This window comes from Arthrobacter sp. SRS-W-1-2016, from assembly GCF_002009585.1.
Lineage (GTDB): Bacteria > Actinomycetota > Actinomycetes > Actinomycetales > Micrococcaceae > Arthrobacter > Arthrobacter bambusae_A.
Window position 1 is genome coordinate 1 of the sequence record NZ_MTPV01000044.1, and the last position, 12,708, is coordinate 12,708.

Genomic DNA, 12,708 nt, shown 5'->3' on the forward strand with positions numbered 1-12,708 from the left:
AGGACTCTGGCACCGCACAGGCTGGGCAGGACGATCATGACGCGCCCGGGATTTACACACGTTTTGTCCTATAACCCACAATTCAACCTTAGTGGGGCGGCTTAACGCAAAGAGTCCCGGTCATTTCTGACCGGGACTCTTTCTTATGGTGGAGGCACGGGGACTCGAACCCCGAACCCCCTGCTTGCAAAGCAGGTGCGCTACCAATTGCGCCATGCCCCCATAAGAAGCAACCCGTCCATACTACCCTAGTTCCATCGATGGTTTTGACCATCTCCAGACCGGGTGCCTTCGCTACTCAACCGTATCGGTTGCCTTGCTCCAGACCGTTTTCCGGGCTTCGGATTCCTGCACTTTTTTGTAGAGCAGGACGCCTGCGACCGCAGCTGCAACTACTAGCAACTTCTTCACACGCACCCCGTTCCGACCCGGTTTCCCGAACCTTTAGCAGAACCTGTGCAGGTTCCGTGGGCGTACCAGGACTTGAACCTGGGACCTCTTCGTTATCAGCGAAGCGCTCTAACCGCCTGAGCTATACGCCCCGATACCTCTTCGGGCCGAGACATGACTTTACAGCACATCCCGGCCCGATCTCAAATCGAGGTATTTTCACCACTGTTTTCCAGCAGTTTCCCCCAATTTCCGAGCGTTTGGGCTAGTCGTCGGTGAGGGTCACGCCGATGCCGCCAACGAGTGTTGCGGCAATGTTATAAAGCACGGCGCTCAGCATCGACAGGGCAGTCAGCAGCACGACATTCACTACGGCAATGATGGTGGCAAAGGAAGCCACCTGTCCCAGCGATGCGACCTTCTTGAGTTCGAAGCCACCGCTTTCCGAGCCCGCCAGGGTGCCCAGAAGGCTGTCCACCTGGTTGAAAATGCCGGTGAGGTCCAGAACGGTCCAAAGCACGACTGCTGCGATCACCGTCACGATGCCCAAGGCAACGGACAGCAGGAACGCCATCTTCAGGACAGACCACGGATCAACCTTGCTCACGAGCAGGCGGGCGCGGCGGACCTTGGCCTTGGGTGCCGGCTTCACGAGCCCGGGAGCCCCCGAGGCGGGACGCTGCTGGCCCTGCACGGGCCTCTGGCCGGGCGCGGCGGGACGCTGCCCTGCCGGGCGCTGTGTTCCTGCGGGACGCTGTCCCGGAACGGCCGGGCGCTGGCCGGGAACCGCAGGACGCTGGCCCGGTACCCTCTCCGCGCCGGTTCCTGCCGCACCCGGCGTGGATGCCGCGGGGCGCTGCTGGGGACGGGCCGGTGCGTCTACCCGCGGAGTCGCCGACGGCTGCCGCAATCCTCCAGGGACACCCGTACTCGGCTTGGGATATGAGTCCGAATTGCTCACTCGTTACCTCCGGTATTGTCTTCGTTCAGCTCGACGCCGGACCCATTACCGGATCCTGCGGCCGATCCCGATTCGGCCGTTGCGGTCGCCTGATCGGCGCCGCCGTTTGCAGCCAACGTTACGTCATCGTCCGCCCCGGACGTTCCTCCGGAGGGATTTTCGACGCTATTGACGGCTGAGGCATCTTCCGCGCCCTCGCCGTGTTCGTCGTCGGACTCCTCGACATCAAGGCCGCGTTCGCTGTTGCGGGCCACCTCGATGATGCGGTCGTTCTTGTCAGGCTTCGCGAAGATGACGCCCATGGTGTCACGGCCCTTGGCAGGAACCCCTGCCACCGCGGAGCGGACAATCTTGCCACCCTCCATGACCACCAGGACTTCGTCTTCTTCATTGACGATCAGCGCACCGACAAGGTCGCCGCGTTCTTCCTGAAGCTTGGCCACCTTGATGCCCAGCCCGCCACGGCCCTGGAGACGATACTCCTCGACGGCGGTGCGCTTGGCGTATCCGCCTTCAGTCACCACGAAGACGAACGAGCCGTCCTGGACGACGTCGGCCGCGAGCAATTCGTCGTCTTCACGGAACTTCATTCCGGTCACGCCCGAGGTGGCGCGCCCCATGGGACGCAATGCCTCGTCGGTGGCCGTGAAGCGGATCGACTGGCCCTTGCGGGAAACCAGGAGGAGATCGTCCGTTTCGGACACGAGCTGCGCCGAGACGAGCTCGTCCTCATCCCGCAGGTTGATGGCGATGACGCCGGCCGTGCGGTTGGTGTCGTAGTCTTCCAGGCGCGTCTTCTTCACCAGGCCGTTCTTGGTGGCGAGCACCAGGTACGGGGCTTGCTCATAATCGCGCAGATCAAGGACCTGGGCGATGTGCTCGTCCGGCTGGAAGGCCAACAGGTTTGCCACGTGCTGTCCCTTGGCGTCCCGGCCGGCCTCCGCCAGCTCGTACGCCTTGGCCCGGTAGACCCGGCCGAGGTTGGTGAAGAACAGCAACCAGTGGTGCGTGGTCGTAACGAAGAAGTGTTCCACGACGTCGTCGCCGCGAAGCTGGGCGCCTTTGACGCCCTTGCCGCCTCGCTGCTGCGAACGATAGTTGTCGCTGCGGGTTCGCTTGACGTAGCCGCCGCGGGTGATGGTGACCACCACTTCTTCCTCGGGGATGAGGTCTTCCATGGACATGTCACCGTCGAAGCCCATGAGGATGTGGGTCCGGCGGTCGTCTCCGTGCTTGGCCACAATCTCAGCCAACTCCTGGCTGATGATGTCGCGCTGGCGCTGCTCGGAAGCCAAGATCGAGTTGAACTCCGTGATCATGGCTTCAAGCTCGGCATGCCTGTCCTGGATCTTCTGGCGTTCCAACGCGGCGAGCCGGCGGAGCTGCATGTCGAGGATGGCGCGGGCCTGGAGCTCGTCGATCTCCAGCAGTCCCATGAGGCCGTCGCGGGCGGCCTCGGTGGTGTTGGAGGCCCGGATGAGCGCAATGACCTCGTCCAGCATGTCCAACGCCTTGAGAAGTGCGCGCAGGATGTGCGCCTCTTCCTCGGCCTTGCGCAGGCGGTAGCGGGTCCGCCGGACAATGACGCTCATCTGGTGGGCGACCCAGTGCCGGATGAAGGCGTCCAGGCTCAGCGTGCGGGGTATGCCGTCGACAATTGCCAGCATGTTGGCACCGAAATTGTCCTGCAGCTGAGTGTGCTTGTAGAGGTTGTTGAGCACCACCTTGGCCACGGCGTCGCGCTTGAGTACGATCACGAGCCGCTGGCCGGTACGGCCGGACGTCTCGTCGCGGAGGTCCGCGATGCCTTGGATCTTGCCGTCCTTGACCAGTTCGGCGATCTTGATAGCCAGGTTGTCCGGGTTTGCCTGGTACGGCAGTTCGGTGACCACCAGGCATGTGCGGCCCTGGAGTTCCTCGACGTTGACCACAGCGCGCATGGTGATGGAGCCCCGGCCCGTCCGGTACGCGTCCTCGATGCCCTTGTGGCCGAGGATGGTTGCACCGGTCGGGAAGTCCGGGCCCTTGATGCGCACGAGCAACGCTTCGAGCAACTCTTCACGGCTTGCAGTCGGGTTGGCCAGGTACCACTGCACACCGTCGGCAACTTCGCGGAGGTTGTGGGGCGGAATGTTGGTCGCCATGCCCACGGCGATGCCGGAGGAACCGTTGACCAGCAGGTTGGGGAAACGCGCCGGCAGGATGGTGGGTTCCTGGTTCTTGCCGTCGTAGTTGTCCTGGAAATCGACGGTTTCCTCGTCGATGTCGCGGACCATTTCCATGGCCAGCTGGGCCATTTTTGTCTCGGTGTATCGCGGGGCCGCGGCGCCGTCGTTGCCCGGGGAACCGAAGTTGCCTTGGCCCAGGGCCAGCGGATAGCGCATCGTCCAGTCCTGGATGAGGCGGACCAGGGCATCGTAGATCGCGGTGTCACCGTGCGGGTGGTACTGGCCCATGACCTCGCCCACCACACGGGCGCACTTGTTGAACGAACGGTCCGGGCGGTAGCCGCCGTCGAACATCGCGTACAGCACGCGGCGGTGGACGGGCTTCAGGCCGTCGCGGACGTCCGGAAGCGCGCGGCCGACGATGACGGCCATGGCATAGTCCAGATACGAACGCTGCATTTCCGTCTGCAGGTCCACCTGGTCTACCCGGTCGGTCAGTACATCGCCCTCGAGAACGGGTTCCGGAATGCCGGCCGATTCAGCGGGAACCTCAGGTGTTTCTTCACTCATAGTCTATGATTTCCGTTTCAGGTATATGTCAGTACTGGAATATTTCTAGGGCTTTGAAGTCTCTAGATATCCAGGAACCTGACGTCCTTGGCGTTCTGCTGAATGAAGTTCCGGCGCGATTCCACGTCTTCACCCATCAGTACGGAGAAGGTCTGGTCCGCTGCCAAGGCATCGTCCATGGTGACTTGCAGGAGCGTGCGGTGGTCCGGGTCCATGGTGGTGTCCCAGAGTTCGGTGTAGTCCATTTCACCGAGGCCCTTGTAGCGCTGGATGCCGTTGTCCTTCGGGATACGGCGGCCGGCGGCCTGGCCGGAAACCAGCTTGGCGTCACGCTCACGGTCGCTGTAGACGTAGTCGTGGGGGGCGTTCGACCACTTGATGCGGTACAGCGGCGGCTGGGCCAGGTAGACGTACCCGTTCTCAATCAGCGGACGCATGTAGCGGAACAACAGCGTCATCAGCAGCGTAGTGATGTGCTGGCCGTCCACGTCGGCATCGGCCATGAGGACGATCTTGTGGTACCGCAGCTTGGAGATGTCGAAGTCCTCGCCGATCCCGGTTCCGAAAGCCGTGATCATGGACTGGACTTCATTGTTGCCGAGCGCCTTGTCCAGCCGTGCGCGCTCCACGTTCAGGATCTTGCCGCGCAGCGGCAGGATCGCCTGGGTCTCGGGGTTCCGGCCACGCTTGGCCGAACCGCCGGCGGAGTCACCCTCCACAAGGTAGACCTCGCAGCGCGACGGGTCCTTCGAAGAGCAGTCGGACAGCTTGCCCGGCATACCGAAGGATTCCAGCGGGCTCTTGCGGCGCGCGTTGTCGCGAGCCTTCCGGGCGGCCATGCGGGCTTGGGCGGCCTGGACAGCCTTGCGGATGACGTCACGGGCCGGACCGGGGTTGCGTTCCAGCCAGTCGCCGAGCTGGTCGGTGACCACCCGTTGGACGAAGCCCTTGACCTCGGAGTTGCCCAGTTTGGTCTTGGTCTGACCCTCGAACTGGGGTTCGGACAGCTTCACCGAGATAACGGCGGTGAGGCCTTCGCGGATGTCGTCACCGGTGAGGTTGTCATCCTTTTCCTTGATGATCGTCTTCTCGCGCGCGTAGCGGTTGATGAGCGACGTCATCGCGGCGCGGAAGCCTTCTTCGTGGGTTCCGCCCTCGTGCGTGTTGATGGTGTTGGCGTATGTGTGGACGCTCTCGGAATATGCCGTGGTCCACTGCATCGCGACTTCGACGGCGATGTGCCGCTCAGTGTCTTCGGTTTCGAAGGCGATGACGTCCTCGTGGACGACGTCCACCTTCTTGTTCGAGTTCAGGTGTTTTACGTAGTCGAGGAGACCGTCGTTGTACTGGTAAACCACCGTACGGTGTTCTGCCGCGACTTCGCCGTCGGTGGCAACAGCGTCGAGATCCAGATCATCGTCGCCTGCTCCCGCGACAGGACGCTCGTCCGTGAGGGTGATGCGCAGCCCCTTGTTGAGGAAGGCCATCTGCTGGAACCGTGCGCGGAGGGTTTCGAAATCGAATTCGGTGCTCTCGAAGATGGTGCCGTCCGGGTAGAACGTCTGGGACGTTCCGGTCTGCTCCGTTGCTTCGCCCTGGACGAGTCCGCCTTGCGGCTTGCCGCCGTCGGCAAAACTCATTCGCCAAACGTGGCCCTGGCGACGCACCTCGGTGTCGACCCTGCGCGATAGTGCGTTGACGACGGAAATACCGACGCCGTGGAGGCCGCCGGACACCGCATAGCCGCTGCCGCCGAACTTGCCGCCCGCGTGCAGGATGGTCATGACAACTTCGACGGTGGGCTTCTTTTCCGTGGGGTGCATATCCACCGGGATGCCGCGGCCGTCGTCCACGACTTTCACGCCGCCGTCGGCCTGGAGGGTCACTTCAATGTGGCTGCAGTACCCCGCAAGAGCCTCGTCCACCGAGTTGTCCACCACTTCATACACCAAGTGGTGGAGGCCGCGCGGGCCCGTGGATCCGATGTACATGCCCGGGCGCTTGCGCACCGCTTCGAGACCTTCAAGGACGGTGATGTCGCTCGCACCGTACTCCTTGGACCCCGAGGGTGTGTCAGGCTTGTGGGCGTTCTCCTTCGCGGGCTCTACTGCCAAGGTCTCTGCATTGTCGTTAGCCACAGGCGCTTTCGACTCCTCCGTGTTCGATGGTCGCCGGCCGTCACCGCACCAAGGAAGCACGTCCGTCAGGACACACCACAGGGATACGGCAGCCGCCAACAGGGACGTCACTGCTAACGCCGGCTACTTCGCCATTGGCGGATCCGCTGTTACAAGTGCTGTTCAGCGGAGCCAATCAACGTTCACCGGCGCCCAGTTGTCTATGCCGATTCTATCGTGACTGAGCGCAGTTCCTCGCAAAACCCGGCCCATATGCTCAGGAAAGTAGCTGTGGGAGGCCGTGGGCCCCATCTGCAAGGTGCCAAAACGGCCCCCTCTAGGGAGCTATACGGTCCAGGGAGGTTTCACGCCCCTGTGCGCCCTTCAAGCAGAATGCGCCGGCGAGGGTGCACGGAAGTTACCCGTAGGTATCCCGGGGGCCCCGCCCATTAACGCTTCGGCCGCCCTTGCGCCAGCTCGGCGCGGTGGGTGCGAGCACCTGGATGGACGTCACCACTCCTTCTCCGAGTTCCCTTCGGAACATGTCCAGGAGGCTGGTGCTCAGGAGCCTGAGCTGGGTTGCCCATGCGGTGGAATCGCAGCGGACATGGAGCGTGGTGTCGGTGAAACTCTCAGGAGTGCAATGCGCGGAAATCTCCGGTCCCACCAAGGCATCCCACTCAGCCATCACGGAGCCGACGGCCACTGGAGAGGTCCAGCCCCGTTCGGCCACGAGCCTTCCAACGACTTTCCCCAGGCCAAGCGGATCCCTGCCGCTGCCGTGGAATTGGCTGAATCCGCGGGTGTCGCGGACGCCCTTGCGTTTGGGAGCGGCACCTGTCCGTGGGGCGGCGCGGCGGATTTCGCCCCGTGCAGCGGCCGCTTCCCGCATCCGGTTCAAAGCTGATTGGGCAGCATCAATCTCGTCGGGGTCCCTGCCCGGCTGGCGTCCGCCGGGGCTATCCTTCTCCATCAATGTCTCCGGGCACAACCTTCACGCGTCGCCCCGCCAGTTCCTCGGGAATGTCCGCGTCGACGGCGGCCGTCACCAAAACCTGTTCGGCGCCGGCCACTATTGCAGCCAGTTTACGCCGACGCTGTACATCCAGTTCGGCGAACACATCGTCGAGAATGAGGATCGGAGCAGAACCGCCGGTACGCGTGTCGTCGAGCATGACGTAGTACGAGGCCAGGCGCAGGGAGAGGCACATGGACCATGTTTCGCCATGGGAGGCATAGCCTTTTGCCGGTGCCTGGCCCAGAACCAGCTCGAGTTCGTCGCGATGGGGTCCCACTAGGGAAATTCCGCGTTCCAACTCCTTGCGGCGCGAGGCCGCGAAGGCCTGGATGTAGCGCTCCGTGAGCTGATCCACGGACAGCGAGCGGAGGTCCTCCACTCCCTCTGAACCTTCAGCGGGACGCTCCGCGGGACCGCCGTCGTCGTCCAGCACGCCCTGGATGGTGGAGCGGTAGACCGCGCCTGCTTCCTTCGATCCGTCCGTCAGTTGCGCGTAGGCGTTCTTGAGGTGGGGACGGAGCCGTTCGACGAGTTCCAGCCGCGCATGCAGGAGCTCCGCGCCGGCCCTCGCCATGTGCTGGTCCCAGACATCGAGCGTTGCCTCATGGCCCGAGGTGAATTTCCCGGTGCGGGCCGATTTCAACAGGGCATTGCGCTGTTTGAGCACCCGGTCGTAGTCGCTGCGGGTTGCCGCATGGACCGGCATGAGGCTGACCAGCAGTTCGTCGAGGAAGCGCCGGCGGTTGGACGGATCACCCTTGACCAGGGCAAGGTCCTCGGGCGCGAAAAGCACCGTCTGGCAAATGCCCAGGATGTCGCGGGCCCGGGCAGGATTTCCGCGGTTGATCCGGCCCCGGTTGGCACGGCCGGCATTGATTTCGAGTTCGACTACCGTCGATTGTTCGCCCCGGACAAGCTTCGCCCGGATCAACGCGCGGTCCGTGCCGAAGCGCAGGAGCGGCGCATCGGTACTGACGCGGTGCGAGCTCAGGGTAGCCAGGTATCCGATGGCTTCCATGAGGTTCGTCTTGCCGATGCCGTTGGACCCAACCAGGACCGTGACGCCGGGGCCAAGCTTGAGGTCAACCTGCGCGTAGCTGCGGAAATCGGTCAGCGAAAGATGTTCGAGGTACACGCGTACTGCTGGTCGGCCGGGGCCTAGTTGGCCGGACGGGTGGCGTGTCCGCCGAACTGGTTGCGCAACGCCGACACCATCTTCATGGCCGGTGAGCTGTCCTCGCGGGAGGAGAATCGGGCGAAGAGCGCAGCGGTGATTGCCGGCGCGGGAATCGCGTTGGCTATGGCTTCTTCCACCGTCCAACGGCCTTCGCCCGAGTCCTCGACGTAGTCCCCGATGGACGCCAGGCCCGGGTCTTCGTCCAATGCTTTGACCATGAGGTCCAACAGCCAGGATCGGACGACCGTGCCCTTTTGCCAGGCCCGGAAGGTACCGGGAAGGTCCTTGATGATGTCCTTGGCCGCGAGCAGTTCGTAGCCTTCGGCGTAGGCCTGCATCAGACCGTATTCGATGCCGTTGTGGACCATCTTGGCGTAGTGGCCTGCCCCCACGCCGCCCACGTGGACGAAGCTGTCGGCACGGTCGCCTTCGGGGCGAAGCGCATCGAATACCGGCATGGCGAGTTCGATGTCTTCGTCCGAGCCGCCTGCCATCAATCCGTAGCCGTTCTGCAATCCCCAGACGCCTCCGGAAACCCCGCAATCGGCGAAACGGATGTCCTTGGAGTCCAGGAACGCCGCGTGTTTCTGGTCTTCGGTGAAGCGCGAGTTGCCGCCGTCGATCACCATGTCCCCGGCAGAAAGCTTCTCGCCGAGTTCGCTGATCACGGCGTCGGTGATATCTCCGGAGGGCACCATGACCCAGACGAGGCGCGGCGTCGGAAGGGCAGCAATCAGCTCGTCAACGGAGGCGACGTCCGCGATGTCCTGATTGCGGTCAAAGCCGGTGACCTCGATTCCGCCTTTGCGCATGCGTTCGCGCATGTTGAAACCCATTTTTCCAAGGCCGATCAGTCCGATGTGCACGGTGTGAACTCTTTTCTGCGTTGGTGGTTGTGGTATTGACCCGACTGACTCGCATTTGATGTCGTTTTGAGCGCCCGTAACGACAACTAATGTCAGCTAGTTGGGGAGGCGGACGGGCATCACGAGGTAGCGGTAGTCGCCCTTGTCGTCGCCGTCGGCGTCAACCTGGGCGGTGATCATGGCCGGCTTGGGTGCCGTGGTGAAGGAGAAGCGCACGAACTTGGTCTCGATCACGCTCAGGCCCTCCACGAGGTAGTGCGGGTTGAAGGCGACAGTGATGTCTTCGCCGCTGAGCTGGGCTTCCAGTTCCTCGGATGCCTGCGCGTCTTCGCCGGTACCGGCGTCGAGGTTCAACTGGCCCTGGGTGAACGCCAGGCGGACCGGGGTGTTTCGCTCCGCAACCAGGGACACGCGGCGAACGGCTTCAACGAGTTCCTGGGTTTGGACCGTCGCGTGGATCGGCGTGGAATCCGGGAACAGGGACCGGATCTTGGGGTAGTCGCCGTCGACGAGCAGGGACGTGGTGGTGCGCCCGCCGCTTTCGAAGCCAATCAGGCGGCTGTCGTCGTCTGCGAGGGCGAGATGGATGTCTCCGCTGCCGCCCAGTGTCTTGGCCACTTCGTTGAGGGTCTTCGATTTCACCAGGGCGCTCGTGGAAATTCCCGGGGTGACGGGCTTCCACGGTACTTCCCGCATGGCCAGGCGGTAACGGTCAGTGGCGAGGAGGGTGATCATGTCATCTTCGATTTCCATCCGGACACCGGTGAGGATCGGCAGGGTGTCATCCCTACTGGCAGCGATGATGACCTGCGAAACGGCCTGCGCGAAAGCGTCACCGGGCAAGGTTCCACTGATGGCGGGAAGTGCCGGAAGCGGCGGGTATTCGGATTCCGGCATCGTGGCGAGATGAAAGCTGCTTCGACGGCACGTCAGCGTGACTTTGCTGCCATCGGTTTCGATGTCGACAGGAGCCGACGGCAGGCTGCGGCAGATATCGGCCAGGAGGCGTCCGGAAACCAGGATGGTTCCCTCTGTGGTGATGTCAGCCGGGATCTCGAGACGGGCGGAGGTCTCGTAGTCGAAGCTCGAGAGACTCACTGTTCCGGCTTCTGCCTTGAGGAGGAGACCTGAAAGTACCGGGACGGGCGGCCGCGGAGACAAGGACCGGGCTGTCCATGTGACGGCTTCTGCCAGGACATCCCGCTCGACTCTGAACTTCACGGAAGGGTGCCGCCTTTCATTGCTGCTGCCAGTGTTCCACCGGAAACTCCCCCAGGAGCCCGGAAATCCGGCGTCCGGAACCCGAAAGCTGCATGGTCCGCAGCGAGCGAACTACAAAGCAGCGCCAAGGATGGACGCGATGCAGACAGCTTAGCCGGAAGTTCGGGCATTAACCCATCCCCGGCCTGCTGGCCTTGGTTCGAAGCAGCCATGGGCTGCGTCGCTGGGTGGGCGGAAGGAGATTGTTATTTGAGGGAATTCATTTTTTTGGGATTAGTAGTGTTAATAACCCCTGTGGAAACTGTGGATAACCGGCTCTGGAGCCGCGGTTCCGGGGTTAAGCCCTGTTCACGACATGTGGGTGACAGGGGTTTTAAACAGGGTGTGGACGTGGATAACCCCCAGGGCCGTTTTTAACGATCCACAGACGGCTTAAGGGTTTTAAGCCCATTAACCGCGCTTGTCCCCTTAAGTATCCACAGGCTTATCCACATGCGCCTGTTAATAAGGTATGTAGTGGCCCGAGGGGACCGACTCAGGAATCGCGTTGCTGCTGCTTGATGCGGTTGGTCAGCTCGGTCACCTGGTTGTAGATCACACGGCGCTCGGCCATCAGTTCGCGAATCTTGCGGTCCGCGTGGATCACCGTTGTGTGGTCGCGGCCGCCAAGCTCCTGGCCGATCTTCGGCAGGGACATGTCCGTGAGCTCGCGGCACAGGTACATTGCGATCTGCCGCGCGGTCACCAACGTGCGTGTGCGGGACTTGCTGCAAAGCTCTTCCATGCTGAGCTTGAAGTACTCGGCCGTCTGCTTGAGGATCTGGTCGGCCGTGATCTCCTGGGCTCCGTCATCGGTGATCAGGTCCTTCAGCACCATTTCGGCGAGGGCCACATCGACGGGCTGGCGGTTGAGGCTGGCGAACGCGGTGACGCGGATCAGCGCGCCTTCGAGCTCGCGGATGTTGCTGGAGATCTTGGAAGCGATGTACTCCAAAGCGTCGTCCGGGGCGGACAATCCCTCGCTCTGGGCCTTCTTGCGGAGGATCGCGATGCGGGTTTCGAGTTCCGGCGGCTGGATATCGGTCAGCAGGCCCCACTCGAAACGGGACTTCATGCGGTCCTCGAATCCGGCCAGCTGCTTCGGCGGGAGGTCCGAGGTGATGACCACCTGCTTGTTGTTGTTGTGCAAGGCGTTGAAGGTGTGGAAGAACTCTTCGAGCGTCCGGTCCTTGCCCGCCAGGAACTGGATGTCGTCAATCAGGAGCACGTCGACGTTGCGGTACGTGGTCTTGAAGCTGGCGCCTTCGTCGTCGCGGATGGAGTTGATGAAGTCGTTGGTGAACTCCTCGGAATTCACGTAGCGCACCCGGATTCCGCTGTAGAGCCGGCGGGCGTAGTGGCCGATCGCGTGCAGCAAGTGGGTCTTGCCGAGCCCGGAGTCACCGTAGATGAACAGCGGGTTGTAGGCCTTGGCCGGTGCTTCCGCGACCGCGACGGCCGCGGCGTGGGCGAAGCGGTTGGAAGAACCGATCACGAAGGTGTCGAAGACGTACTTCGGGTTCAGCCGGCCGAATTCGTGCGAAGTGCTCGGCGGAGTGGGTTGCGGCTTCAGTTCCACGGCCAGGTCGTTCGCGGAAGAGAGTTCGACGGCGGGTGCCGGCTCTTCGTGGATGGGCACCAAATCCGTGTCGACGTCGATCGCGCACCGGATGTCGTCGGAAAAGACGCTGCGGAGGGCGTCATCGAGGGCGTCCTTGACTTGCGTCTGGAGAACCTCGCGGGTCAGTTCGTTGGGCACGGCCACCAGGAGGGTGGAACCGATCAGGCCCTGCGCCTGCGCAAGGATAACGAAACCACGCTGCCGGGGTGTGACGCGATCGTCTTGTTCCAGCAGGCTCAGCACCCGCCGCCAGGAACTTCCGACCGTGTTGGCGTGGTTGGCTTCGTCTACCGTCATCAATTGGTTCCCTCGAGTGCTTGCTTGCCTGGATTGCGGCAGCCGAAGGTCCGTGGCCGATCAAAGGGCATGGATTCCGAACCGAATCCACAGGGTTATGCACAGTCCGTGGATAATCGGCTACTGAGACACTCTAGGGGATGGAAACTCCAGAAGATAGCTGGGAACAAGCTTGTGGATAATTACACCGTTGTGGTTCTGAAACGGGGCCTGTGAGCCACTTCATCCACAGGCTGATGCGTGTACTTAGCCACAGCTGGGGA

At 62.6% G+C, this 12,708-nt stretch carries 9 protein-coding genes and 2 tRNA genes; all 11 read right to left on the minus strand.

All coding sequences use genetic code 11. The annotated features are described in order from the left end of the window. Positions 1-146 precede the first annotated feature (146 nt). Positions 147-222, minus strand: a tRNA-Ala gene (locus BMF89_RS10620). Positions 223-294: 72 nt separating this feature from the next. Beyond that, a complete protein-coding gene (locus BMF89_RS22170; RefSeq protein WP_216353810.1) occupies positions 295-411 on the minus strand; it encodes a DLW-39 family protein in 117 nt (38 codons plus the stop codon). Positions 412-468: 57 nt separating this feature from the next. Next, positions 469-542, minus strand: a tRNA-Ile gene (locus tag BMF89_RS10625). A 113-nt stretch (positions 543-655) separates the two neighbouring features. Continuing rightward, positions 656-1,351, minus strand: a complete 696-nt coding sequence (locus BMF89_RS10630; protein ID WP_078107061.1) for a DUF3566 domain-containing protein — start codon at positions 1,349-1,351, stop codon at positions 656-658. Then, on the minus strand, positions 1,348-4,089 hold the full coding sequence (gene gyrA / locus BMF89_RS10635) for a DNA gyrase subunit A (protein ID WP_078107062.1): 2,742 nt from the start codon (positions 4,087-4,089) through the stop codon (positions 1,348-1,350). Before gyrA ends, BMF89_RS10630 begins: the two co-directional genes overlap by 4 nt. A 62-nt stretch (positions 4,090-4,151) precedes the next feature. Then, a complete protein-coding gene (gene gyrB / locus BMF89_RS10640) occupies positions 4,152-6,227 on the minus strand; it encodes a DNA topoisomerase (ATP-hydrolyzing) subunit B (protein WP_078107063.1) in 2,076 nt (691 codons plus the stop codon). Between the two features lie 397 nt (positions 6,228-6,624). Continuing rightward, on the minus strand, positions 6,625-7,179 hold the full coding sequence (locus tag BMF89_RS10645) for a DciA family protein (protein ID WP_078107064.1): 555 nt from the start codon (positions 7,177-7,179) through the stop codon (positions 6,625-6,627). Then, positions 7,166-8,359, minus strand: coding sequence for a DNA replication/repair protein RecF (gene recF, locus BMF89_RS10650; RefSeq protein WP_078107065.1), 1,194 nt, complete (start codon positions 8,357-8,359; stop codon positions 7,166-7,168). The genes BMF89_RS10645 and recF overlap by 14 nt, the downstream gene beginning before the upstream one ends. A 23-nt stretch (positions 8,360-8,382) precedes the next feature. Then, positions 8,383-9,303, minus strand: a complete 921-nt coding sequence (gene gnd / locus BMF89_RS10655; RefSeq protein WP_139359626.1) for a phosphogluconate dehydrogenase (NAD(+)-dependent, decarboxylating) — start codon at positions 9,301-9,303, stop codon at positions 8,383-8,385. Between the two features lie 60 nt (positions 9,304-9,363). Then, a complete protein-coding gene (gene dnaN / locus BMF89_RS10660; protein WP_078107067.1) occupies positions 9,364-10,488 on the minus strand; it encodes a DNA polymerase III subunit beta in 1,125 nt (374 codons plus the stop codon). A gap of 535 nt (positions 10,489-11,023) precedes the next feature. Next, the gene (dnaA, locus tag BMF89_RS10665; RefSeq protein ID WP_078107068.1) at positions 11,024-12,445 is read right to left on the minus strand and encodes a chromosomal replication initiator protein DnaA; all 1,422 of its coding nucleotides are present in this window, start codon (positions 12,443-12,445) and stop codon (positions 11,024-11,026) included. Between the last annotated feature and the right edge of the window lie 263 nt (positions 12,446-12,708).